Source organism: Yersinia artesiana (assembly GCF_902726545.1).
Classification (GTDB): domain Bacteria; phylum Pseudomonadota; class Gammaproteobacteria; order Enterobacterales; family Enterobacteriaceae; genus Yersinia; species Yersinia artesiana.
This window is the reverse complement of sequence record NZ_CACVAD010000008.1, coordinates 75,930-101,817: the sequence shown is the minus strand read 5'-3', so window position 1 is coordinate 101,817 and position 25,888 is coordinate 75,930. Positions and strand designations below refer to the sequence as shown.

Genomic DNA, 25,888 nt, shown 5'->3' with positions numbered 1-25,888 from the left:
TTTTATGACAGTCCACGCTTTTATGGCAGCCCAACTAATTATTATTCCTTATCTTTCAGGGGAATTCCCTGGCCCCACCGCGCCTTCCCACAATAGGGTTAAATCAACCCACCATTGGCGCGCAGCACTTGCCCATTGATCCAGCCGCCGTCTTTTCCGACCAAAAATGCCACAGCCGCTGCAATGTCCTCTGGTGTGCCCAATCTTTCTAATGGTGCCATTTTCGCCATTTTTTCAATCAGTTCAGCGGATTTTCCGTTCAGGAAAAGATCAGTCGCGGTCGGCCCTGGAGCCACAGCATTGACAGTAATATCGCGGCCTCGCAACTCTTTTGCCAGAATCGCCGTCATCGTTTCAACCGCAGCCTTGGTGGCAGCATAAACAGCATATTTTTCCAACTTTAAGCCCACAACACTGGTTGAGAAATTAACAATTCGGCCGCCATTTCTGAGCCGTTTCGCCGCTTCTCGCATTCCGTTGAAGCTTCCTTTCAGGTTAATGGCAATTTGGCGGTCAAAATGTTCATCGTCGCTGTCTGCCACCGTGCTGAGTGACATAATACCGGCATTATTGACCAACACATCAACCCCACCGAAGGCGGTTTCAGCTTTGGTAAACAATTGGGCCACGGCGGTGGGATCGCTAATATCGCCTTTGGCACTCAATGCATTGCCGCCCGCTTGTTGAATTTTACGCACCAAGGCTGCGGCTTCATCATCAGCCCGAGAGTAATTGATCAAGACGGTATAGCCCTCCTGAGCCAAACGCTCGGCTATTGCCGCACCAATACCCCGTGATGCACCGGTAACAATCGCGACCTGCTGAATGGTATTTGTCATAATATTATCCTGAATGCGAGTTTCATCGTCTGTCTTGGTTCGCGGGCAGCTGCTCCTAACGTCTAAAAGACAAGCGCTAACCCACTTAAATCGGTAGACAAAGCATGCCACTTTTACTACTGCGGATAATGACCTATTATTCGACAACACTATCCCAAAAAAGCCAACAATGATGTGGCAAACAGCCGAACTGTTCAGACCCGGCTGCTTATCTAACTTTATTGGTTTTTCTCAACGGATTGGTAGATATCAATATCAAAATAGCCATCAGCCCTGCCGTCATTGAGGTAAACTTCGTAGCACGCCCCTTCGGTCGGGCGATAGCCACTTTGTGGTAAATGCTGGTGATACAACTCTCCCCAAGCCTTGGCGTAATCATCATCCGTTACTCGAGTGTGATACACCGCATACAAGCCCGCGGGAATCACCTGCAATTGCAAGTGATCACTGAGTTCTGGCGGTAAGACATAATCATCCGCAACAGACAATGACACATCAGCCCGCAACTTAGCCGGTGTATTGGTTTCTGGGTTATCCCAGTAAAGTGCTAACCAATCTTTTCCCGGAATTTGATGCTGAGTATAAAGTGATGATAGTTGGTCAAAACCTTTTGGGATGGTTTCGTGATAAGGGCCGACGACTCGGATACTCACAATTTGTTGCGGTTGTTTTTCAATTATCTGAAATGCCATATCGCTACCTCGACTTAATGGTTTCAATAAAAATCAAGTGACGGAAGATACGAATCATATGAATACTGTGTATTTATACAGTATAGCGACATTTTATGACTTTTGATTAATTTTCAATCTGGATTTGCGAAGCATTTCGCAAAAAATCATCCGCCAGCTCAAGTTGAAGATGACTGAACACGGTGATCCCATGGCGGCGCAATAAAGCCGTTGTCACGCCCTGTCCTGCGCGTTGGGTGCCATTAAAATGACCATCATAAATACGGCTGCTGCCGCAAGAAGGGCTACCTTCAGTCAGAATAGCCAAGGTGCACTGATGTTTTTGGGCTAACGCTAATGCCTGATAAGCCCCTTGCAGAAATTCCCGGCTGACATCATTACCCCATTGCTCAATCACCCGGGCCTGGCCCTGTAATACCGCTTCACCATTACCTTGCTGAATTTCAGCAGGCGGTCTAGGTACTGGCATTCCCGCTGCCAGTTCAGGACACACCATAACCAGCCGCCCTTCATCCTGCCAGCGTTGAATAATTTCATCATGAACAGACAGCGCACTGCCGTTATAACGAACCGGTTTGCCCATCAAACAGGCACTGATCAGGATACGCGCGGGTTTGGCTTCCACGAGATTATCAACCTTCAAGTTGTGTGATAAATAATTGGTTATAAATTGAAAATAACTATAGCCACCGATAATAACTAATTAATAGTGGCCAGTCATAAACCCGGAAAAATAATTGGCACAAAACAGACTTTTCTTGAGCCAATATATAGGTGACAACTTAGTTTGAATGGGTATAGGCCGTCAGGACTTGCGGTAACAACCGCGCCAGCCGTCTGGCCCATTCCTCCTGCCCATTCTCATCAGTAATAAGATCCTGGCGAATCTCGATGCCAACATAAGGTAACTGCCGCTGCTCGGCATGGAATGGCAACGTGAAATCTGTTGCATCTGTCATAGCATAAGGTTCATTGATGCCGACATTTAAAGCATCTTCTTGCTGTAAAAATGACACTAACTGCAACGCAAACTCAGGATTTCGGTGAAATAACGTGCCAATTTGCCAAGGTCGGGAAATATTTTTAAATGACGGCGTAAAACTGTGCATCGAAATAATGATACTCGGCTGACCACTATCACGGCGCTGATTAAGTGTCTGTGTGATCAAGTCATGATAGGGCTGAAATACCGCTGCTCGACGGGCTTCAGCCTCTTCCACTGTGACACCGATATTACGCGGGATCCGTGTATTTTCAGAGATTTCAGGGATAGAACTGGCGATACCGGGGGTACGGTTACAATCGATAACTAAACGCGAATAACGCTGATGAATCAATGTGGCATCCAGATACTGGCTCAGTAACTGCGCAGTGGCTAAGGAGCCAATATCCCAACCAATATGTCGATCAATTTCTCCTGCTGGTAATCCTAAATCCCTAAGTTGAACCGGAATACGCTGCCCGGCATGGTCGGCCAACAAGATAAAGGGCGAGCGACTTTCAGCTCGTTCGATAGCCGCAGCGGGCGGTTCGTCTTCACGTAATAAAGGAGGCAGAGCAAAATTGGACATGAATTGAATACCTGATATGAATTGATTTCGTAAATAACAGACTTTTATCCTAGCGGCTTACACTCACTTAGCCCACCCCGACTTTATCTCTAAACGTTATGGTTTATGCGATTAACGCCGCAATAAAAGCAGGTTTTTGCTTTTCAGCCCGGATAGTCATCTATTGATGTTATCTTTCATGTAATAATCGCCGGCAAAGTTTTTAAGCCAACAATTCGCTCAACCAGTGGCAGCACGTCGTGGAGAACTATGGAAACGTTTTTGATTGATAGAATGGCAACCCCACAGGGGGAACTGTTGTTAATTGCTGACGAAGAGCACCGGCTACGCGCCATTGATTGGACTGATCACTATGAACGTCTGATGAAACTACTACACAATCATTACGGCGCAAATACTTTTACCCTGGTGGAACAGCGCAATCCTGGTGGGTTGAGTGACAGTATGCAACGCTATTTTGCCGGCGAATTGGACATTATTGATAATTTACCGGTGAAAACCGCCGGTACTGATTTTCAGCGTCAAGTTTGGCAACAACTGCGTAAAATTCCCTGCGGTGAAACCATTACTTATGGTGAGTTAGCAAAACGCATTAACCGCCCCACTGCTTCTCGAGCGGTGGGGATGGCGAACGGCTTGAACCCGATATCGATTGTTGTTCCTTGTCATAGGGTGATTGGGCAGCAAGGGGCATTGACCGGTTATGCGGGAGGCGTGGAGCGGAAACGCTGGTTATTAATGCACGAGGGATATCTTTTAGCGCGCTAACTATTGTTGCTCTTATCAGACGCAAGAAAAGATGTTAAAATTGACGCATATCAATATTAATGGGAATACCCTATGATCCCGGAAAAACGAATAATCCGACGTATTCAGTCTGGCGGTTGTGCGATCCATTGTCAGGATTGCAGTATTAGTCAGCTCTGTATTCCTTTTACTTTGAATGAAAATGAGCTGGATCAGCTCGATAATATCATTGAAAGGAAAAAACCTATTCAGAAAGGACAGGCGCTGTTTAAAGCAGGTGATGAGCTTAAATCCCTGTACGCTATCCGTTCCGGGACCATTAAAAGTTACACCATTACCGAAGAAGGTGATGAGCAAATTACCGGTTTCCATCTGGCGGGCGATTTAGTCGGTTTTGATGCTATCAGTAACTTGCAACATCCAAGCTTTGCGCAGGCCCTCGAAACCTCAATGGTGTGCGAAATCCCGTTTGACACACTTGATGACTTATCCGGCAAAATGCCAAATCTGCGCCAGCAGATGATGCGCTTAATGAGTGGCGAGATTAAAGGTGATCAAGACATGATTTTGCTGCTTTCTAAAAAGAATGCAGAAGAGCGTCTGGCCGCGTTTATTTATAATCTCTCGCGCCGCTTTGCTCAGCGTGGTTTCTCACCACGTGAGTTCCGTCTCACTATGACGCGGGGTGATATCGGTAACTATTTGGGCCTGACGGTAGAAACCATCAGCCGCTTATTGGGCCGTTTCCAGAAAAGCGATATTCTGAGTGTGAAGGGTAAATACATCACTATCGAGAATACTGAAGCACTGGCTCAACTGGCGGGTAACCCAAAACCAAGCTGTAATTAATATTATTGCGCTATGACGTCAGTCAATGGGTAGGCGGGGATATGTACCGGATGTGTGTAGCGGCGCGAGCCGAACGGTATAGTCACCCGCCACTTTCTGACTCACAAAATGGATTTATCCGTCACCCTCATACTTATATAATTTATCTGGTTCGTGCTCTCACCTGTTCTCTTTCACTTTCATGGTTTACTCTTTAACTAACATACTGTTAATTCACGGTTGTAAGGAGACTCTATGGCAAAGTATCAGAATATTCTGGTTGCTATTGACCCCAATCAGGATGATCAGCCTGCATTAAGACGTGCAGTTTATCTTGTGCGGCGTAATGGCGGCACAATCAAAGCATTTTTGGCTATTTACGACTTGTCCTATGACATGACCACCCTACTGTCGCCTGATGAACGCACCGCTATGCGCAAAGGGGTTATCAGCCAACGTTCAGCGTGGATAAGCGAGCAGTGCCGGTTTTATCTCGACGAAGGAATACCGATTGAAATCAAAGTGGTATGGCACAATCGGCCTTACGAAGCCATTATTCAGGAGGTTTTGAAATTTAAGCACGATTTATTGCTCAAAATGGCGCATCAGCATGACCGCCTCGAATCAATCATCTTCACCCCCACCGACTGGCACTTATTGCGTAAATGCCCATGCCCGGTGTGGATGGTCAAAGACCAACCTTGGCCTGAAGGTGGTTCAGCACTGGTTGCCGTCAATCTTTCGAGTGAAGACCCGCTGCATGATCCGCTTAATCTGCGTCTGGTTAAAGAAACCAGAGAGCTTGCTGAACATCTTAACCAAACTCCGGTGCATTTGATTAGCGCCTATCCGGTGACCCCGATTAACATTGCCATTGAATTGCCTGATTTTGATCCGAGTGTCTATAACGATGCTATTCGTGGCCAACATTTGGTGGCGATGAAAGCATTGCGCCAGCAATTTGGTATTGATGAGAAATTCACTCATGTCGAAAAAGGTTTGCCGGAAGAGGTTATTCCTGATTTGGCGGAACATTTACGGGCTGGGGTGGTGGTTCTGGGGACTTTAGGACGTACTGGTCTCTCTGCCGCCTTTATTGGGAATACTACGGAGCATGTGATCGATCATCTGAAATGTGATTTATTAGCCATTAAACCGGAAGGTTTTAATTGCCCGGTGGAAAGCAATGAAGATTCTGAGGATGGAGAATAACCGCTTCACAAGCTATTCAGATTAAAGCAAAAAAAGGCCACCTTGGTGGCCCTTCAGACTGCTGACAAACCCCTACGACTCGATCTTGCAAGGTGAAGACAGGCAGAGGAGTAAAGCGTCCGCGCCAAGGACGGCGCGGCTCGAGCCCCCAGGGAAGGGTTTACGGCGTCTTTACGATCTGCCTGTTTTCACCGTGACGGGCACTTTGTCATTAACCTCAGGCCACCTTGGTGGCCCTTAATCAATACCCTACCGCCATTACAATGCGCGTAAAATAGCTTCCACGCTGTCTTTGGCATCGCCAAATAACATCTGTGTATTGTCTTTGAAGAACAATGGGTTTTGGACGCCAGCATAGCCGGTGTTCATTGAACGTTTGAAGGCAATAACATTTTGTGCTTTCCACACTTCCAGCACCGGCATACCGGCAATCGGGCTGCGAGGATCTTCAAGTGCTGCCGGGTTTACGGTGTCATTAGCACCAATAACCAGCACCACATCAGTGCTTGGGAAATCATCATTGATTTCGTCCATCTCCAGCACCACATCGTAAGGCACTTTAGCTTCAGCCAATAACACGTTCATATGGCCTGGCAAGCGACCTGCTACTGGGTGAATACCAAAACGCACTTTAACCCCACGAGCTTGCAGTTTTGCTGTAATTTCAGCAACCGGGTACTGTGCCTGCGCAACCGCCATACCATAACCAGGGGTAATGATGACAGAGTTGGCATTTTTCAGCAGTTCTGCCACTTCTTCAGCATTGGTTTCACGATATTCGCCCATCTCTTCAGCATCGCCAGTGGAAGAACCGTCAGTACCAAAGCCGCCGGCAATAACGCTGATGAACGAACGATTCATCGCTTTACACATGATGTACGACAGAATCGCACCGGAAGAACCCACTAACGCACCGGTTACAATCAGCAAATCGTTGCTCAGCATGAAACCCGCCGCCGCCGCTGCCCAACCTGAATAGGAGTTCAACATTGAAACGACCACCGGCATATCAGCACCGCCAATGGATGCAACCAAATGCCAACCGAAGGCTAAAGCAATCACGGTCATCAATAATAGTGCGACCACTTGCAGGGCCACGCTATCTGTTTTGACGAACATAATCATCAGCAAGAATGAAACAACCAGTGCAACCAGGTTCAGCTTATGGCGATGCGGCAGCATCAGCGGCTTGGATGAGATAATCCCGCGTAATTTACCGAAGGCAACAATAGAACCAGTAAATGTCACCGCACCGATAAAGATACCGAGGAACACTTCAGTCAGATGGATATTCACCATCACGGCGTCCATGACCGCCGGGCCATGATCCAGATAGCTGTTAAAGCCAACCAGAACCGCCGCCAAACCGACAAAACTGTGCAAGATAGCAACCAGTTCCGGCATTTCGGTCATTTCGACTTTCTTCGCCAGATAAATACCAATTGCTCCACCAATCACCATGGCGATGATAATCCAGGCAACGTTACCTGAGTCTGGCCCCAGAATGGTCGCGATAAGCGCGATAGCCATACCGGTCACACCGAAAGTGTTACCTTGTTTGGATGTTTCGTGGCGCGACAGCCCAGCCAAACTGAAAATAAATAAAATCGCAGCAACTATGTACGCAGCTGTAACGAGACCACTAGACATTAGTTACCCCTTCATTTTTGTATAACGTTGTCTTTATAAACATTGTTGTTTTTATAAACATTGTTTTATCCACTCGGCTTTATCAACTTGCGTTTTAGGCAAGTTCGGTCTCATCGAAACCTAGTTTTTACGGAACATTTTCAGCATGCGTTGGGTGACGGTAAAACCACCAAAAATGTTGATGCTGGCGATCAAAACGGCAATAAAGGATAAGAAACTCACCCAGCCACCATGACCAATCTGCAACAATGCGCCAACCACAATAATGCCGGAAATAGCGTTGGTGACTGACATCAGCGGTGTATGCAGCGCATGGCTGACGTTCCACACCACGTAATATCCAACCACACACGCCAGTGCAAAGACCGTAAAGTGAGATAAAAACTCTTTCGGTGCCACATTAGCCAACCAGCCAAATAGCACAATAGCCAGCGCCATAATGATGTATTTCGGCCAAGGTGAGGAAGGCTTAGCGTCCTCTTTGACAACAGGAGCAGCTTTCGCCGCCTGAGGTTGTGCTGATACTTGAATTGGCGGTGCCGGCCAGGTGACTTCACCGGTTTTGACCACGGTAACACCGCGAATTACGGTATCTTCGAAATCAATGTCAATCTCGCCATTTTTCTCTTTGCAGAGTAATTTCAGCAAGTTAACCAGGTTAGTACCATAAAGCTGGGATGACTGTGTTGGTAAGCGACTTGGCAAATCGGTGTAACCGATGATTTTCACGCCATTCTCAGTCACCGTCACTTTGTCGGCCACTGTCAATTCGCAGTTGCCCCCTGTCTGGGCGGCCAAATCGACAATCACACTGCCCGACTTCATTGACGCAACCATCTCTTTAGTGATCAAACGCGGCGCGGGTTTACCCGGAATCAACGCGGTAGTCACAATGATATCCACTTCAGCCGCTTGCGCTGCAAATAGCGCCATTTCGGCTTTGATAAATGCTTCAGACATGACTTTGGCATAACCATCACCACTGCCAGCCTCTTCTTCGAAATCGAGTTCGAGGAATTCAGCGCCCATGCTCTGGACTTGTTCTTTCACTTCCGGACGGGTATCGAAAGCGCGGACAATCGCACCCAAGCTCCCTGCCGCACCGATAGCGGCCAGCCCGGCAACACCGGCACCGATAATCATCACTTTAGCTGGAGGAACTTTACCCGCAGCCGTGATTTGCCCGGTGAAGAAACGGCCAAACTCATGCGCCGCTTCAACAATGGCACGATAGCCCGCAATGTTAGCCATTGAGCTAAGGGCATCCATGGATTGCGCGCGCGAAATACGTGGCACAGAATCCATTGCCAATACCGTCACCTGACGCTCTGCCAATTTTTGCAGTAATTCCGGGTTCTGAGCCGGCCAGATGAAGCTGACCAAGGTGCTCCCCGCACGCATCAGGTTAATTTCTTCCTCAAGTGGGGCATTCACTTTGAGGATAAGGTCGGATTGCCACACATCGGTGGTATCCGTAATGGTGGCACCCGCATCCTGGTACGCCGCATCGTCAAAACTGGCTAAATGGCCAGCTCCGCTTTCAATCGCCACGGTGAAACCCAGTTTCAGCAATTGTTCTACCGTTTTCGGCGTTGCTGCAACACGGGCTTCATTGGCCAACCGCTCTCTTGGTACACCAATACGCATAATGTTCCCTTTTTTACCTGTCTTTGATGATAAGTATTGCCATGTTCTATTGGGTTACTGACAAACCTGCTTTGTTACGGCTCCCTATAACCTACTGAAAATGTGACTTATGATCCATATCTGTATGCGGTTCTGCAGCAGTTTTTGCACTAAAACTGGCAGGCGGAAAGAACTCTGTATAATTCACTATAAAAATAATATTTACTAGCGGCTTGTCCTGCAACTTTGAGCCAAAATAATAAGCTTTAGTATAATAAGGCAACCCAGTCATAGCGCGGCATCAGGTTATAAAAATGTAAATAAACAACGCTTATCACGTTAAAGCCATTATTCGTAAAGCTTATCCCAATTATTGAGGCAAAGTGCTATCCGGCCTAACTGCGAAATTCATATATTTAGCTATATAAATTATTTAGTCATATAAATTGCGGAGACACCCGCCATTATTACATGTAATAATCATCTGCTATTCTGTTACACATCAATTGTTCCGCACGTATCAACGTTAATGCGCAAGGCGAAAGGATTTTTTATGAAGCTGAAATACACGATCATCGCGTCGGCATTGCTATCACTCTCGGCGCTTTCTGCTGCACATGCGGCAAAAGAACTTACACCAGAGCAAGCAGCAGCCATTAAGCCATTTGATCGTATTACTATTACCGGCAGATTTAATGCAATCAATGAAGCCGCTGATGCGGTATCCCGTCGTGCTGATAAATTGGGCGCTGATTCATTTTATATTCAGGATCTGAACAGCAACAATAATGGTGGCAACTGGCGTGTAACGGCCGATGTTTATCATAAAGATGCTGAGGAAGTAAGCAAAGATACCCAGTATCGTATCTTCAATGGCATCAAAGAATTACCAAAAACAGAAGCTTACACCTTACAACCTTATGACACTGTTTCTGTTAGTGGTTTCTTCCGTAGTCAGCCAGATATTAATGATGCTATTTCCAAAGCGGCGAAAGAGAAAGGTGCATACTCCTTCTTCATCGTGCGTCAGGTTGATGCTAACCAAGGCGGCAACCAGTTTGTGACTGCTTATGTTTACAAACAAGATGCAGCCAAACGTACCGTACAAAGCCCTGATGTTATCCCTGCTGATTCAGATGCGGGCCGCGCTGCACTGGCCGCTGGCGGTGCCGCTGCTGCAAATGTCGAGATTCCAGGTGTTGCCTCTTCCGGCACGCCAAGTGCTGATGTGGGCCGTTTCTTTGAAACGCAATCATCAACAGGTAAACGTTACACTGTCACCCTGAGTGATGGCACCCAAATCCAGGAATTAAACAATACCACTGCCGCGCAGATGGTTCCGTTTGATTCTGTGACCTTTAGCGGCCACTACAACAGCATGACCGACGTCTCCCATGAAGTGGCTAAGCGTGCTGCCGCCAAGGGTGCGAAGTATTACCATGTTACTCGCCAGTGGCAGAACCAAAGTGGCGGCAATGTGAGTATTAGCGCTGACTTGTTCAAATAAGTTTGCGGCAATGATTACTGTTAAGGGCAGCCATTGGCTGTCCTTGAGGTTAATGACAAAGTGCCCGTAACGGTGAAAACAGCTAGATCGTAAAGACGCCGTAAACCCTTCCCTGGGGGCTCGACCCGCGCCATCCCTGGCGCGGACGCTTTACTCTTCTACCTGTCCTCACCTAGTAAGATCGTGTCGTTGGAGCTTGTCAGCAGTCTGAAGGGCAGCCATTGGCTGTCCTTTTTTTATCAATTAATCACCATAATGCCATCACGGCATCTGACTGAATAATTTTTTGCCTAAATCGCATAACCAATCATTGCATGATCGCGCCCCACTCCGTAAAATCTCCCGAAAATTTTGGGGCTATTATCTGTCAAGTATTGATAGATTAGCCTCAGATAATGCTACTTATAAGCCAGTAACCATTCATTCATACTCTAAAAACCAGGATCCATAATTGGAAAGAAAACTCGGCCTGACGGCGCTAACGGCGCTGGTTCTTAGCTCAATGCTGGGTGCAGGTGTCTTTAGCCTGCCACAAAATATGGCTGAAGTTGCCAGCCCGGCGGCACTGCTTGTTGGCTGGAGCATTACCGGCGTTGGGATTGTTTTTCTGGCGTTTGCCATGTTATTACTGACGCGTCTACGCCCTGATCTGGATGGTGGAATATTCACCTATGCCAAAGAAGGTTTTGGCGACCTTATTGGCTTTTTCTCTGCCTGGGGCTATTGGCTCTGTGCTGTTATTGCTAACGTATCTTATCTGGTGATTGTTTTTGCAGCATTGAGCTTTTTTACCGATAAGTCTGGCAACACTGTTTTTGGTGAAGGTAACACCTGGCAGGCGCTACTGGGTGCCTCTTTTCTGTTATGGGGGGTTCATGCCCTGGTATTGCGGGGTGTGCAAACCGCCGCCAGCATCAATTTGGCTGCGACACTGGCAAAACTGCTGCCAATCGGCGGTTTTATTGTGTTAGCCGGCCTGGCATTCAGCCTCGATACATTTAGTTTTGATTTTACCGGCCTTGCCCTGCACACCCCCGTTTGGCAGCAAGTGAAAGACACAATGCTCATAACGCTGTGGGTTTTTATTGGTGTGGAAGGCGCTGTTGTGGTTTCTGCCAGAGCACGTAATAAGAAAGATGTTGGTCGCGCGACCATGCTGGCGGTTATCTCGGCTTTATGTGTTTACCTGCTCATTACGTTACTGTCGCTTGGTGTGGTGCCACGCGCTGAACTCGCGGGGATGCGTAACCCATCAATGGCCGGTATTATGGTTGAGATGATTGGCCCATGGGGGGAAGTAATTATTGCTACCGGGCTGATTATTTCAGTGTGCGGCGCTTACCTTAGCTGGACCATTATGGCGGCAGAAGTTCCGATGGTGGCCGCGAAACATGGGGCATTTCCTAAAATGTTCCAGCATCAGAATAAGCACAATGCACCGGCAAAATCGCTGTGGCTGACTAACTGTGCGGTGCAAGTAGCGCTGATCCTTATCTGGCTGACAGGCAGTAACTACAATACATTGCTAACAATTGCATCAGAGATGATTTTAGTGCCCTATTTCCTGGTGGGAGCATTCTTATTTAAAGTGGCCTTAAAACGCCAGGACTGGCGATTGATTATTGCGGCCAGTGGTGCGTGTTTGTATGGTTTATGGCTGATTTATGCCGCCGGCTTGCTGTACCTGTTGTTATCCGCCCTGTTATATGCCCCCGGCCTACTGGTCTTTATTTATGCGCGCAAAGGGCATGAAGGTCTCAGGATACTCAATACAGTGGAACGCGCAGCAATTTGTCTGGTTCTGATTGCCACTATTCCGGCAACCTGGCTGGTTATGCATTAAGGCTAATCCTCGACAAAACCGGTCTAATCAATGGGCTTGCCAGTTAAACTGGCTGCTCATTTGAGCATCTAGCAGCAGATAACTAATAGTGTTCTGTTCCGGATATATCCACCGATAAGCATTCACCCTTTTGACTTAGCCGCATTGAAGAGGGAAGTTTTTGTTTGATGGTACCCAATTGTGCGGTTTCAAGCGGATAAGGTAATTGGATATCCAACGCTGTTATCCCTTGCTGCTCAGCAAGACGAATCAATCTAATAATATTAGTTTCATCGCTAAGCTGGGTTGATAATACCTGTAACGCCAAGGCGGTAAGCCGTTCCTGGGGTGTTTTCTCCAGCTCAGCCTGAGATTTCACCACCATCCCGAAAATCGGCATGACACCATAAATAGCATCAATAAAACCCCACCGCTTTTTGCAAGAAGCAGCTAGAAATTCCGTGTAATCGAAGCAGACTCTTTCACTGTGTGCTGGCACACCAATGTGTTCGCCACTCATCCCTCAGTCCTTAGCTGATCGATACAGCTATTCATTAATCATCAATATTGATATATAAACGATGGGCGCAACTAAGCAACTAAATAGAGATGACGATATAATCACTTTCATTAATATAATGAAATAATTTGCTGGTTGTCTACCTATCAGTCATTGCCGCGTCATTGGCATAAAGAATAAAGTAACGTGCATAGTATTGCGGCCAACAGCGCGCTATGCTGAATTCCGGCACTTTTATAAACAGAAAAACATGACCAAAATTGTTTTTGTAGAAGACGACCCGGAGGTCGGAAAACTGATTGCAGCCTATCTCGGCAAGCATGACATTGATGTGTTTGTGGAGCCGCGAGGTGATACTGCCCAAGCGGTTATTCAACATCAACAGCCCGACCTGGTGTTGCTTGACATTATGCTGCCAGGGAAAGATGGCATGACGTTGTGCCGTGATTTACGACCAAGTTATGAAGGCCCAATAGTGCTGCTGACTTCTCTTGACAGTGATATGAATCATATCCTATCTCTTGAGATGGGTGCCAATGACTATATTCTGAAAACAACACCTCCAGCGGTGTTGCTGGCACGGCTACGCTTGCATTTACGTCAGCATAATCAGCAACAAATCAAAGAACCCCCCCACCTTCCACTCACTGGGCACAATGCCATTCACTTCGGTTTACTCTGCATTGATCCCGTCAATCGACAAGTCAATCTTGGCGATGAAGAGATTGCATTATCGACTTCAGATTTTGATCTGCTGTGGGAACTCGCAACACATGCCGGCATCATCATGGACAGAGAAGCATTATTGAAAAATTTGCGCGGTGTCAGTTATGACGGGATGGATCGCAGTATTGATGTAGCCATCTCGCGCTTGCGCCGCAAACTCTATGACAATGCCCTTGAGCCTTTTAGAATCAAAACGGTACGCAATAAAGGCTATTTGTTCGCCCCTAATGCCTGGGAGTCAGTGCAGCAATGAGGAAGCTATTTATTCAGTTTTTCTTATTGCTGTTCGTCTGCTTTATGGTGATGGCGATGCTGGTTGGCCTGGTTTATAAAGTCACGGCCGAACGCGCTGGCCGCCAGTCATTAGATGATCTGATGAAAAGCTCCCTGTCATTGATGCGCAGTGAGTTACGAGAAATTCCGCTAAAAGATTGGAATAAAACCATCGCTACGCTGGATTTAAATCTCTCTTTTCAATTACATATTGAACCTCTCGATAAACGTGATCTGGGCGAAAGATTAAATAAGCGCCTGCGTGCGGGTGAAATTATTGCTTTGGATGATGAGTATACCTTCCTGCAACGAATTCCCCGCAGCCACTATGTTCTGGCTGTTGGCCCGGTTCCTTATCTGTTTTATTTGCACCAAATGCGGCTGCTAGATTTAATCTTGCTCATCCTGATTGGTCTCTCTTTGGCGCTGCCGGTGTTCCTGTGGATGCGCCCTCACTGGAAAGACTTGCTGAAACTGGAGAATGCCGCCCAGCGGCTTGGGGCCGGACATCTGGACGAACGGACACATTTTGATCCCACCTCCAGTTTAAGCCGCTTAGGTGTTGCTTTTAATCAAATGGCCGACAACATCAGCACATTGATAGTCAGTAAGAAGCTGCTTATTGATGGCATTGCTCACGAGTTACGCACCCCACTTGTTCGCTTGCGCTATCGGCTAGCCATGAGTGATAACCTGACTGAAAGTGAACAACTGGCGTTGAATCATGATATTGGTCAGTTAGAAGCACTCATCGATGAACTGCTGACTTACGCACGGCTGGATCGCCCCCAAGTCGCGCTCAATCTTGAACCGATAGACTTACCGGCGTGGCTCAGCGCAAAAGTAACCGATATGCGGTTGATTCATAGTGAGCGTGAGATAGAGCTCGATATACCTCATCGCGGCGACTTTGGTGCCGTCGATCTGCGCCTAATGGAAAGAGTATTGGATAATCTGGTCAATAACGCCCTGCGCTACTCGACTCAGCGATTACGCATTGGTTTGTGGTTTGATGGCGATAACGCATGTCTACAAGTTGAAGATGACGGGCCGGGCATTCCCTTAGAAGAACGCGCACGGGTATTTGAACCGTTTGTCCGTTTGGATCCTAGCCGTGATCGTGCAACCGGTGGCTGTGGCCTGGGGCTTGCGATTGTTCACTCCATCGCACTGGCTTATCAGGGCAGTATTTCTGTCGATGCCAGTTCTCTCGGTGGTGCCAGTTTTCGATTTTGCTGGCCGGTGAAAAACGCTTACTCACTGTCAGCAGACCAAGATCACAGAACTAAGCCTTAATAAAATAAGTTGGCCTATCAGCTTTATGGAGTGTTTTATGACCACTGCTTATCAGAACCTGCGCACCACATTTACACGCCTCTCCCGCTTTGAGCACTTATCCGCCATTGCCGGCTGGGATATGCAAACAATGATGCCACCCAAAGGAAATCTTGCTCGCTCAGAGGCAATGGCTGAGCTCAATGTGCTGCAACACCAGATTCTGACGGCCAAACAGGTCGGCGAATGGTTGCAACAAGCGGAACAAGAAACGCTGGATGATATCGAGCAAGCAAATTTGCGCGAGATGCGCCGGCATTACAATAATGCGGTGTTAGTACCAGAGGCTTTGGTTGAGGCAAAATCATTAGCAGGTGCGCGTTGTGAGCACGCATGGCGACAGCAGCGCATTGCAAATGACTGGCATGGTTTTGCTGAAAATCTACGTGAAGTGGTCAAGTTAAGCCGTGAAGAAGCGGCAATTCGGGCTCAAGCGGCTGGGACATCGCGCTATGATGCATTGTTGAATTTATATGAGCCGGGCACGAATAGTGCGGATTTGGACCGTATCTTTGGCGACCTGAAACAATGGCTACCGGCGTTATTGCAAAAAGTGATCGCCAGGCAAGCAAATGAAACCTGCCTGATACCGCAAGGGCCATTTGACCTGGAAAAACAGCGTCAACTTGGCTTGAATGTGATGAAAGTGTTGGGCTTCGATTTCGACGGTGGACGAGTCGATGTCAGTGTGCACCCATTCTGCGGAGGTGTTCCGCAAGATGTACGCATCACTACTCGTTATAACGAACAAGAGTTTCTCAGTGCGTTAATGGGGATTGTTCATGAAACGGGCCATGCGCGGTATGAGCAGAATTTGCCTCGCGAATGGTTAGGCCAACCAATATCACATGCACGCTCAACCGCAATTCATGAATCTCAAAGTTTACTGTTTGAAATGCAATTAGCGCGCAGCAAAGAATTTCTGCAAGTCATCCGGCCTTTGGTTATACAGCAATTCGGCGAGCAACCGGCTTTTAACCAGCAAAACTTCACTGCCTTGAATCAACGCGTCAAAACCGGCTTCATTCGGGTCGATGCCGATGAAGTTAGCTACCCTGCTCATGTGATTTTGCGCTATGAGATTGAAAAAGCGTTAATTAGCGGTGAAATCGAGGTGGATGATATCCCCGCGCTGTGGAATGAGAAGATGCAACAATACCTCGGAATAAATACCGAAGGAAATTACCGTAATGGCTGTATGCAAGATATCCATTGGACGGATGGCGCTTTTGGTTATTTCCCAACCTATACTCTGGGTGCCATGTATGCGGCTCAACTATTCCAAACCGCGCGTGAAGCTATCCCTGAATTAGATAGCAATATTGCCAATGGCGATCTGAGTAAGCTATTTAATTGGTTACAGAAAAATATCTGGCAACACGGAAGCCGTTACTCAACTGCAGAGTTGATTACCAAAGCAACCGTTGAATCACTTAACCCTCGCTTTTTCCGCGAGCACTTAGAACGCCGTTATTTATAATTTCCTCCCCAGATAGCTGACTTCGGTACTGCCCTTCCTTTGAGGCAGCAGTACCGCTCTGCTGAATATAAATGTCATTTCCGTTACAAATTTGTATGTGCCTCCAGAGATCACTTTTTAGATAACCACCAAATGTATGTTGTAACTAAAATGGAGTTTTCAACAAATCAAATGGCGTTATTATTCTTCTCCACTTTCTTTCTATCTCTACAATAAAAAGCGCGTAGCGGCACGGCATAAACTGAATGAAGAGTGGGTTATTCGTCATAACAATCAGTTCTGTACAATCGGTTACAAGCCGAAACCAATGACTCACGGAAGCCACAAACCATTTACTCTATTCTCATTACAACGACCCAACGGGGCCGATATGCAAACAGAACACTGAGGAATAAATCATGAAAACAGTATTAGCTCTGATTGTTGCTGCAACCTTGGGTATGTCTTCTATCGCATTCGCCGCCGATACCGTTGCACCTGCAGCGCCAATGGCAGGTGCACCAGTGGCTCATAGTGCTCCAGCCAAGACTATGCATCACAAAAAATCGACCAAATCGGTGAAGAAAACAGAGAAAGCCGCGCCAGTACCAAAAGCGACACATGCCAAATCTGCCCCGGCAGCAGTTCCCGCCGCAAAATAAAGTCGAAAAAGCTAGCTGAAGACAGCTTTTTACGATTGACCTGCAACAGCTTCACTCGCTCAACACCCGGTTCTCCGGGTGTTTTTTATCAGGAGTGCTGATAATGCTGCGCCGTTATTTATTTGAAATCACTCTGACTATATTAATTATTTGTGGGCTGACCACATTGTTTTTTTATTTATAGAGTATAGATGTGGTGCTTCAAGCTGTAGGTGTATTGTTTAAGGTATAAGTGATTTATATCGTGCTAAATTTATTGAAAAATCAAATACTGACAACATACTACATAGCTAATTGTGTCTATAGTTAGCAGTAGGGAAGCTTGTGATTAGCAGCTTAACCAGTAGGTCTCAGGTTTGTGAATAAATCCCCCTTTTGGGAATAAGGCAGGCTAATTTTTTATGCGTTTATCTTCATTACTACTATTAAGTCTGTTACCTCTTTCTGTGGCTTATGCCCTTCCCTCCACTGACACGTCAAATGACGACAGCAGTATTGCCGATCAAACCACCCTATTTTTTGGTAAAGATGATCGTACTGCGGTCACTGATGGCTCACAATGGCCATGGCAAGCCATCGGGCAAGTTGAAACGGCCAGTGGCAACCTTTGTACTGCGACATTAATCTCCCCTCGCCTCGCACTTACCGCTGGGCATTGTGTATTAGCCCCTCCAGGTAAGATTGATCGTGCAGTCGCCTTACGGTTTATTTCGCACAACGGTCATTGGAAGTATCAAATTACGAATCTGGAAACCCTGGTTGATGCCAAATTGGGTAAGAAACTCAAACCTGACGGCGACGGCTGGATAGTTCCACCCGCTGCTGCTGCATATGACTATGCTCTTATTCGGTTAACTAGTAAAAAGCCTATTCCTATCAAGCCGTTGCCATTGTGGGATGGAACCGCTAATGAATTAACCCAAGCGCTTAAACAAGTTGACCGTAAAATAACACAAGCGGGTTATCCACTTGACCACCTGGATACTCTCTATAGTCATGAAAATTGCCTGATCACCGGCTGGGCGCAGCAAGGTGTACTTTCTCATCAATGCGATACATTACCCGGCGATAGCGGCTCGCCCCTGTTACTGAAAAATGGCGAGAAATGGTCCTTGATTGCCATTCAGAGCTCAGCTCCCGCCGCTAAAGACCGTTATCTGGCGGATAACCGAGCTTTAGCGGTCACAGCCATAAAAGACCGATTAAAAACGCTCGCTAATAAAGCAGCTAAATAAAAAAGACAAAGACCATGTGATCAACATTAATTAGCACTAAATTAAATTATTTCTTACTGCTGTAATGGGGCTTTTGATTAAATTTAAAAACAAAAGTCCCACCTAATGCTGCGGCATATCGACTCAATGTCGTGAGATTAGGCGAAATGATACCTTTTTCCATCCGGCTAATATTTTGTTTCTTCAGCCCCGCTCTCTGGGCAATGTCTTCTTGAGTCAAATTGCATCGCTGGCGAGCAGCCTTAAGCTCCGTCATCATGGCTTGTCTAATCTGCAGGTCAGAATACGCTTCATTTACCTGAGGGTGATTTAAAGCGTTCGCTTTAACCTCAGAAAAAGGAAGAATGTCAAAATCATCTTGTTTTTTCATGGCAGCAATCTCCGTTTGAGTTCCTTCATACGCTGATAAGCCAACATCAGTGTCCGTCTTGGGGTCTTTTGCGTTTTCTTCTGCAAGATGTGAATGATATAAATCTGCTGTTCGGCCTGGTAAAAGAAAAAACCACGCCCGCAACCTTCCTTTGCACTGACCCTCAATTCTTTCAGCCCTTTCCCTATATCCCGCACTACAGGTTCTTTCAACTCATGACCATAAGCCTCTAACTCATCAAGAGCCTTAATCAGAGCCGCCTGTATCCCCGCAGGTAATTTAAACAATTCTTTTTGTGCCAACCGCAACAAACTAATCGTATACATAAGCAATCCTTGCTGCCGAAAACTCTATCAAACTCACCAACTGTAATCAAATATGGTGACCCACAATCAGACAAACTTTTAACAAGCCGTCTGAATGCCATGGCAGATATAGCCGTAGTTGAAGACCGAAGGCAATAATCTTGCCGCGCAATAGGTGAGTTAATTGAGAGTTTTCGAGAGGCTTCGCATGAAAATCAGCAGGTTTCATCAATTACATATTTGAGACACAAATGAGAGGATTTAAATGATATAAATACGGGCGTGGAAACGGGAACTAACGACTGAAAAACTCCGCGTCTGAGTCATTGTCTCAGGCGCGGAATCATCTTGATTAACCATCAGGCAGAGAGTTGTTCGATAGTCTGTAAAATCCGCTTATCTGAAATCGGATACGGTGTTCCCAATTGTTGGGCAAATAAACTCACGCGCAACTCTTCAATCATCCAACGAACTTCTTTAACGTCTTCATCTTGTTGACGTTTAGGCGGCAATTTGTTGAGCCATTGCTGCCACGTCTGCTGTACATGTTCCACCCGTTGCATTTGGGCACGATCACGATGAGGATCTACGGCTAACTTCTCCATCCGTCGCTCAATGGCGTGCAGATAGCGCAATGTATCCGGTAAGCGTTTCCAACCATTATTGGTGACAAATCCGCGATAAATCAGGCCACCAAGCTGTGCTTTGATATCGGAAAGCGCTAATGCTTGCGAGATATCGACCCGGCCTTTTAAACGCTTATTAATGCTGAATACGGTAGTCAGGATCTGTTCAACTTGTTTGGCAATATCCACCACAGTATCGTTTAATTCGGCCCGAACTTTTTCTTGTAGCCGAGCAAAATCAGCCTCTTGCCATACCGGCCCACCATATTGCGCCACGAGTTTATCCACCCCACAAGCAATGCAATCGTCAATTAGATCCATCACTTTGCCATAAGTATTGAAATAGAGGCCAAGTTTGGATTTATTCGGCAACTTTTCATGTAAATACTTAATCGGAGAAGGAATATTTAGCAGCAATAAACGGCGTGTTCCCTGCCACATGGCCTGTTGCTGTTGGGCTTCTGTATCAAATAAGCGAATCGCAACACTGTCTTTCTCATCCACCAGTGCCGGGTATGCTTTAACTTCGTATCCACCACGGCGTTGCTCGTAGCACACCGGAAGCGAGCCAAAGCTCCAGATATGTAAGTTATTTTGCTCAATACCGTCATCGGCAACCGCTGAAAGCGTCTCTTGTACTTTCTCCTGGAGTTGGAGCTTCAGGGCAGCAAGGTCTTTCCCCTCACGCAAAGTTCGGTTTTTATCATCCACCACGCGGAAGGTCATTTTTAGGTGGTCGGGGACTTGCTCCCACTGCCAGCTTTCGCGTGACACCGTCACTCCTGTCATACGCCGTAACTCGCGCTCTAATGCATCCAGCAGACTGGTTTCCAACGGGGTTGCCCGCGCTAAGAATGCCTCGGCATAATTAGGTGCGGGTACAAAATTGCGCCGAACCGGCTTAGGTAGCGACTTGATGAGCGCCACCACCAACTCACGGCGGATCCCCGGAATCTGCCAGTCAAACCCCTCTTCCTGAACCTGATTCAGGATAGGCAGTGGGATATGGACTGTGACCCCATCAGCATCCGTACCGGGTTCAAATTGATAAGAAAGTCGTAGTTTGAGCGACCCTTGATACCAAAAGTTCGGGTAATCCAGCGGGTTAACTTTGTTTGCACCATCCTTGATAAGCATGGTTTTTTCAAAATTGAGCAACTCCGGCTGGGTCTGGCTGGTTTTCTTCCACCAGCTATCAAAATGACGTGCAGAAATAACATCACGGCTAATACGCTGGTCATAGAAGTTAAACAATGTCTCGTCATCAACCAGAATGTCGCGGCGGCGAGATTTGTGCTCCAATTCTTCAACTTCAGCCAATAGCTTTAAATTGGCGCGGAAGAAAGCATGGCGCGTCTGCCAATCCCCTTCAACCAAGCCATGACGGATAAACAACTCGCGACACAGCGGCGGATCAATTGGCCCATAGTTGATCTTGCGCTCAGTGACGATAGGCAACCCGAATAAGGTCACTTTCTCACTGGCCATCACCGCCCCTGGTGCTTTCTCCCAATGTGGATCGCTATAGTGATGTTTAACCAAATGTTGTGCCAAGGGTTCGATCCATTCCGGTTCAATTCGAGCCGCAATGCGCCCCCATAAACGGCTGGTTTCGACCAATTCGGCCACCATGCACCACTTTGGCGGTTTTTTGAATAAACCAGAGCCTGGGAAGATGGCAAAACGGGCATTGCGTGCACCAGTATATTCTTGCTTTTCAACATCTTTCTGGCCGATATGTGACAGCAACCCAGTCAGAATGGCTGTATGAACACTGCGATAGTCTGCGGCGACGCTATTGACCGGAATACCCAACTCTTTCACCACCTGACGCAGTTGGGTATAGATATCCTGCCATTCGCGCACCCGCAAATAGTTCAGGAAATCGCTGCGGCATAATTTACGGAATTGCGCCGATGACAGCTCTTTTTGCTGCTGTTTCAGGTAATCCCATAGATTAACAAATGCCAGGAAATCAGAGTCTTTATCGGCAAAACGTCGATGTTTTTCATCGGAGGCCTGTTGTTTATCCATCGGACGTTCACGCGGATCCTGGATAGACAACGCCGAGGTGATGATCATCAATTCCCGCACACTGCCACTTTTCTGGGCTTCCAGCACCATTCGAGCCAAACGGGGATCAACCGGCAATTGGGCTAATTGACGACCTAGCGGTGTTAGTTGCTGATGGCCGTTACTGGCCGTCTGGATAGCACCCAATTCTTCCAGCAGCCGCACGCCATCTTGAATATTGCGCTTGTCCGGTGCCTCCACAAATGGGAAGGCCGCGATATCCCCTAACCCTAATGAGGTCATTTGCAGGATAACGGAGGCCAAATTGGTGCGCAGAATTTCCGGATCTGTGAATTCAGGGCGTGAAAGGAAATCTTGCTCGGAATAAAGACGGATACAGATACCGTCAGAGACACGGCCACAGCGGCCTTTGCGCTGATTAGCCGAGGCTTGTGAAATCGGTTCAATCGGCAACCGCTGAACTTTGGTACGGAAACTATAGCGGCTGATACGTGCGGTGCCGGGATCGATAACATACTTGATGCCCGGCACGGTGAGTGAAGTTTCCGCCACGTTAGTCGCCAGCACAATGCGCCGCCCATGATGAGACTGAAACACCCTATTTTGCTCACTATTGGATAAGCGAGCATACAGCGGCAGCACTTCGGTATGTGGCAAATTCTGTTTCATCAGCGCGTCAGCAGTATCACGAATTTCCCGCTCACCACTCATAAATATCAGGATATCGCCGGGACTTTCACGCCCCAGTTCATCTACCGCATCAAAAATCGCCTGTAACTGATCGCGCTCAACATCATCGGCATCATCCACGATCGGCCGATAGCGCACTTCCACCGGGTAGGTACGGCCAGAGACTTCGATAATAGGCGCATTATTGAAATGGCTCGAAAAGCGCTGCGGGTCAATGGTCGCCGAAGTGATAATCACTTTCAGATCAGGGCGCTTTGGCAATAACTCCCGCAAATACCCCAAGATGAAATCAATGTTCAGGCTGCGCTCATGCGCTTCATCAATAATCAAGGTGTCATATTGCATCAACAGGCGGTCTTGCTGAATTTCAGCCAGCAAAATACCGTCAGTCATCAACTTCACGAGGGTATTCTCGCCCACTTGATCATTAAATCGCACTTTATAACCGACACAGCCGCCAAGTGAGGTGTCTAGCTCATCAGCAATACGATTTGCCACAGTACGGGCAGCAAGACGACGCGGCTGGGTATGGCCGATGACCCCTTTAACACCACGCCCCAATTCCAGGCAGATTTTTGGTAATTGTGTGGTTTTACCAGAACCGGTTTCACCAGCAACAATGACCACCTGATTGTCGCGAATAGCATTATAGATATCTTGTTTCTTCTGACTGACCGGTAAATTCTCGGGATACGAGATAGCCGGACACGCCGCCCGACGACTGTTAACCCGCTGCATTGCCGTGGCAATCTCAGCTTCGATTTCGCGGGTAATCGCCTCTACAGCCTCGGGATTATGGACTTTTCGTGCGCCTTGCAGCCGACGCCGCATACGCTGTTGGTCACGGAGCATCAACTCACCGAGTTGCGAGGATAATGCTGCGAGCGAAGATTTCACGTTCAATATTCCTTGTTACGATGCGGCTGAGACGCAAGGTGTCAGCTCAATGATTTCATACTATGAATTTGATTAGCCATTGTTTTTTATTAATTGATGTCAATTCTTGATCGGCTAATCCTCTACGAGTAATCCATAGTTTTTAATTATATATACCCAAAATAATTCGAGTTGCAGGAAGGCGGCAACTGAGTGCATCCCGATGAGCTTACTCAGGTAAGTGATTCGGGTGAACGAGAGCAGCCAACGCACATGCAGCTTGAAGTATGACGGGTATAAGCCCTTGTCATATAGGGTAACACAGCCAGGGTTGGTGCTGTAACCGGCGGATACTGAGCTATCTGATTATCATCATTCAATAAAATCGAACAAAGAACGCAAAATATTGCGCTATCACTGATAGAGAAAGTTGAATAAAGTGTATCTCATTGAAAGGGCGTATCGCCTAAGTCTCTGTTACCTGTTAAGGAATTACGATGAGCAAAGTTCTGGTTCTGAAATCAAGCATTCTGGCAACCTATTCACAATCTAACCAATTGGCTGACTTTTTTGTTGAACAATGGAAAGCGGCTCACGCTGGCGATGAAATCACCGTGCGTGACCTGGCAGCTCAGCCGATCCCGGTATTAGATGGCGAATTGGTCGGTGCGTTACGCCCTTCAGATGCCGCGCTAACACCGCGTCAACAAGAAGCACTGGCGCTGTCTGATGAATTGATTGCTGAGTTGCAGGCTAATGACGTGATCGTCATGGCGGCGCCAATGTATAACTTTAACATCCCAACTCAGTTAAAGAACTACTTTGACCTGATTGCCCGCGCTGGCGTGACTTTCCGTTACACCGAAAAAGGGCCTGAAGGCCTGATTACCGGTAAACGCGCCATTATTCTGACCAGCCGTGGTGGTATCCATAAAGACACCCCAACTGATCTGGTTGTGCCTTACCTGCGTCTGTTCCTCGGCTTTATCGGGATTACCGATGTCGAGTTCGTGTTCGCAGAAGGTATTGCTTATGGCCCTGAAGTGGCGACCAAAGCACAAGCTGATGCCAAAGAGTTACTGACTCAGGTTGTTAGCGCTTAATGAATGACTTTCATGCATCGGCAGGTGTCTCTGCTGATGCGTGACTGAATGACCTGGTATTACCCTCGTTTTTACCCAGTAGTGTTATTGAATGATTACGCGCCCCTGGGCGCGTTTTTTTATCGTCTGCTACTACGCCAGCAGCGCGATGGCGCTCTCTTCGTCCGTCACCAGACCATTCACCCAATGCCCCCTAAGAGCGGCTTTGATAGCTTGATGTTTCTCTGCACCGCCCGCAATAGCAATAACCGGTTTTTCCGGCCGAATACGCAGGCTGGCACTGGTTAAACGCTGATCCAGCTCGTAGCTTACCCGCTGACCATTGATATCGATGAAATTACCCAACATTTCAGCCACCACATTGGATGCCGTCAGTTGCGCCACATCATGCTGTGAAATAAAGCCATCTTTGTGCAGCGGGCAATGATAACCCATTGAACCAATGCCAATAAAAGTCACATCAGCTTGCGCTGCTTTCTCGGTCACCGTGCGGTAAATCCGATGATTACACCACAGGTCACGATCTGCCGCGCTATCCGCAAAAAGCGGCGCGGGCAAAATAAAATAGCGGCCTTGAGTTTTCTCCGCCATCCATAACGGCACATCATAGCGGGTACAAGAACCATCAGCAGCTATTGCCCCAATCAGGGAAACGCAACTGTGCTGTGGGCGTTCCAAATCCGGCAACTCATCAATAGCCGCTTTTAAGCTGCGCCCGGACCCCACACCAATCACCAGTGGTTGCTCTTGCCGCAGAAACTGCGCCATCACCTCGGCCCCCACCACGGCGATAGCCCGTTGCACGCCCGCACTGTCCATCCCCTGGCTTGGCACTACCTGGCACTGATGTAATCCGTAGTGCTTTTGCAGTTGATCCGCCAGCGCCATACAGCGCCCCACCGGATGGGCGATGCTGACACTCACCAGCCCGTTATCGATGGCACAGGCCACCAACCGCTGAGCTACCTGGCGAGAAACCCCGAGCGCTTCAGCAATTTCATGTTGTGTTTGACCGGCTACGTAATACATCCAGGCCGCTCGGGCGGCTTGATCTAATTTCTTATCACTCTTATGCATGGCTGTTCTGCGCGCTAGTGGTGAAAACATCATGTTAATCATTTTACACCGCTGTTTGGCAGATTTTTATCTCCGCTAACGTTTATGTGAGCTAAAGCCCAAC

Annotated in this window: 22 protein-coding genes; 11 read left to right on the top strand and 11 right to left on the bottom strand. The window is 47.5% G+C overall.

All coding sequences use genetic code 11. From position 1 onward, the window contains the following. Positions 1-98: 98 nt before the first annotated feature. From HU019_RS04335 to HU019_RS04320, 4 genes are all read right to left on the bottom strand, one after another. Complete coding sequence (locus HU019_RS04335; RefSeq protein ID WP_174847665.1) at positions 99-839, bottom strand: SDR family oxidoreductase; 741 nt, start codon at positions 837-839, stop codon at positions 99-101. 218 nt (positions 840-1,057) lie between these two features. After that, positions 1,058-1,531 carry a DNA gyrase inhibitor SbmC gene (gene sbmC, locus HU019_RS04330; RefSeq protein WP_174847666.1) on the bottom strand — a complete coding sequence of 158 codons (474 nt, stop codon included), beginning with the start codon at positions 1,529-1,531 and terminating at the stop codon, positions 1,058-1,060. A 106-nt stretch (positions 1,532-1,637) separates the two neighbouring features. Continuing rightward, positions 1,638-2,156, bottom strand: a complete 519-nt coding sequence (locus tag HU019_RS04325) for a 2-thiouracil desulfurase family protein (RefSeq protein ID WP_174847667.1) — start codon at positions 2,154-2,156, stop codon at positions 1,638-1,640. A 157-nt stretch (positions 2,157-2,313) separates the two neighbouring features. Beyond that, positions 2,314-3,102 (bottom strand): N-formylglutamate amidohydrolase, encoded by a 789-nt coding sequence (locus HU019_RS04320; protein ID WP_174847668.1) that lies wholly within the window; start codon positions 3,100-3,102, stop codon positions 2,314-2,316. A 249-nt stretch (positions 3,103-3,351) separates the two neighbouring features. Between HU019_RS04320 and ogt the strand changes: the two genes are divergently transcribed. The 3 genes from ogt to uspE all read left to right on the top strand — a co-directional run bounded on the left by ogt (position 3,352) and on the right by uspE (position 5,889). Continuing rightward, complete coding sequence (gene ogt, locus HU019_RS04315) at positions 3,352-3,870, top strand: methylated-DNA--[protein]-cysteine S-methyltransferase (RefSeq protein WP_174847669.1); 519 nt, start codon at positions 3,352-3,354, stop codon at positions 3,868-3,870. A 72-nt stretch (positions 3,871-3,942) separates the two neighbouring features. Next, positions 3,943-4,698 carry an FNR family transcription factor gene (locus HU019_RS04310; RefSeq protein ID WP_005160911.1) on the top strand — a complete coding sequence of 252 codons (756 nt, stop codon included), beginning with the start codon at positions 3,943-3,945 and terminating at the stop codon, positions 4,696-4,698. 234 nt (positions 4,699-4,932) lie between these two features. Beyond that, entirely contained in the window at positions 4,933-5,889 is a 957-nt protein-coding gene (uspE, locus tag HU019_RS04305; protein ID WP_174847670.1) for a universal stress protein UspE, read from the top strand. A gap of 258 nt (positions 5,890-6,147) precedes the next feature. Here the strand turns inward: uspE and pntB are convergent, their stop codons facing one another. Next, on the bottom strand, positions 6,148-7,539 hold the full coding sequence (pntB, locus tag HU019_RS04300; protein ID WP_174847671.1) for a Re/Si-specific NAD(P)(+) transhydrogenase subunit beta: 1,392 nt from the start codon (positions 7,537-7,539) through the stop codon (positions 6,148-6,150). Positions 7,540-7,659: 120 nt separating this feature from the next. Further along, positions 7,660-9,186 carry a Re/Si-specific NAD(P)(+) transhydrogenase subunit alpha gene (gene pntA / locus HU019_RS04295; protein ID WP_174847672.1) on the bottom strand — a complete coding sequence of 509 codons (1,527 nt, stop codon included), beginning with the start codon at positions 9,184-9,186 and terminating at the stop codon, positions 7,660-7,662. A 532-nt stretch (positions 9,187-9,718) separates the two neighbouring features. Between pntA and ydgH the strand changes: the two genes are divergently transcribed. Continuing rightward, positions 9,719-10,672 (top strand): DUF1471 family protein YdgH, encoded by a 954-nt coding sequence (ydgH, locus tag HU019_RS04290; protein WP_174847673.1) that lies wholly within the window; start codon positions 9,719-9,721, stop codon positions 10,670-10,672. A gap of 451 nt (positions 10,673-11,123) precedes the next feature. Next, complete coding sequence (locus HU019_RS04285; RefSeq protein WP_174847674.1) at positions 11,124-12,515, top strand: amino acid permease; 1,392 nt, start codon at positions 11,124-11,126, stop codon at positions 12,513-12,515. 82 nt (positions 12,516-12,597) lie between these two features. Here HU019_RS04285 and HU019_RS04280 read toward each other — a convergent pair whose 3' ends face one another. Continuing rightward, positions 12,598-13,014 (bottom strand): hypothetical protein, encoded by a 417-nt coding sequence (locus tag HU019_RS04280; RefSeq protein WP_174847675.1) that lies wholly within the window; start codon positions 13,012-13,014, stop codon positions 12,598-12,600. Between the two features lie 250 nt (positions 13,015-13,264). On the opposite strand from HU019_RS04280, the gene rstA reads away from it, so the two are divergent. From rstA to HU019_RS04255, 5 genes are all read left to right on the top strand, one after another. Further along, on the top strand, positions 13,265-13,993 hold the full coding sequence (gene rstA, locus HU019_RS04275; RefSeq protein ID WP_174847676.1) for a two-component system response regulator RstA: 729 nt from the start codon (positions 13,265-13,267) through the stop codon (positions 13,991-13,993). Further along, positions 13,990-15,309, top strand: coding sequence for a two-component system sensor histidine kinase RstB (gene rstB / locus HU019_RS04270; RefSeq protein ID WP_174847677.1), 1,320 nt, complete (start codon positions 13,990-13,992; stop codon positions 15,307-15,309). Before rstA ends, rstB begins: the two co-directional genes overlap by 4 nt. A gap of 37 nt (positions 15,310-15,346) precedes the next feature. Further along, positions 15,347-16,828 carry a carboxypeptidase M32 gene (locus HU019_RS04265; protein WP_174847678.1) on the top strand — a complete coding sequence of 494 codons (1,482 nt, stop codon included), beginning with the start codon at positions 15,347-15,349 and terminating at the stop codon, positions 16,826-16,828. Positions 16,829-17,226: 398 nt separating this feature from the next. Then, positions 17,227-17,469, top strand: a complete 243-nt coding sequence (gene asr, locus HU019_RS04260; protein WP_174847679.1) for an acid resistance repetitive basic protein Asr — start codon at positions 17,227-17,229, stop codon at positions 17,467-17,469. Between the two features lie 401 nt (positions 17,470-17,870). Continuing rightward, on the top strand, positions 17,871-18,704 hold the full coding sequence (locus HU019_RS04255) for a trypsin-like serine peptidase (RefSeq protein WP_174847680.1): 834 nt from the start codon (positions 17,871-17,873) through the stop codon (positions 18,702-18,704). A gap of 46 nt (positions 18,705-18,750) precedes the next feature. On the opposite strand, the gene HU019_RS04250 is transcribed toward HU019_RS04255, so the two are convergent. From HU019_RS04250 to hrpA, 3 genes are all read right to left on the bottom strand, one after another. After that, entirely contained in the window at positions 18,751-19,074 is a 324-nt protein-coding gene (locus tag HU019_RS04250) for a helix-turn-helix domain-containing protein (protein WP_174847681.1), read from the bottom strand. After that, positions 19,071-19,400 (bottom strand): type II toxin-antitoxin system RelE/ParE family toxin, encoded by a 330-nt coding sequence (locus HU019_RS04245; protein WP_174847682.1) that lies wholly within the window; start codon positions 19,398-19,400, stop codon positions 19,071-19,073. The genes HU019_RS04250 and HU019_RS04245 overlap by 4 nt, the downstream gene beginning before the upstream one ends. Positions 19,401-19,738: 338 nt before the next feature. Further along, entirely contained in the window at positions 19,739-23,626 is a 3,888-nt protein-coding gene (gene hrpA / locus HU019_RS04240; protein ID WP_174847683.1) for an ATP-dependent RNA helicase HrpA, read from the bottom strand. 476 nt (positions 23,627-24,102) lie between these two features. Between hrpA and azoR the strand changes: the two genes are divergently transcribed. Then, the gene (azoR, locus tag HU019_RS04235) at positions 24,103-24,708 is read left to right on the top strand and encodes an FMN-dependent NADH-azoreductase (protein WP_077174693.1); all 606 of its coding nucleotides are present in this window, start codon (positions 24,103-24,105) and stop codon (positions 24,706-24,708) included. Positions 24,709-24,840: 132 nt separating this feature from the next. On the opposite strand, the gene HU019_RS04230 is transcribed toward azoR, so the two are convergent. Further along, complete coding sequence (locus HU019_RS04230) at positions 24,841-25,785, bottom strand: sugar-binding transcriptional regulator (RefSeq protein ID WP_174847684.1); 945 nt, start codon at positions 25,783-25,785, stop codon at positions 24,841-24,843. Positions 25,786-25,888: the final 103 nt, after the last annotated feature.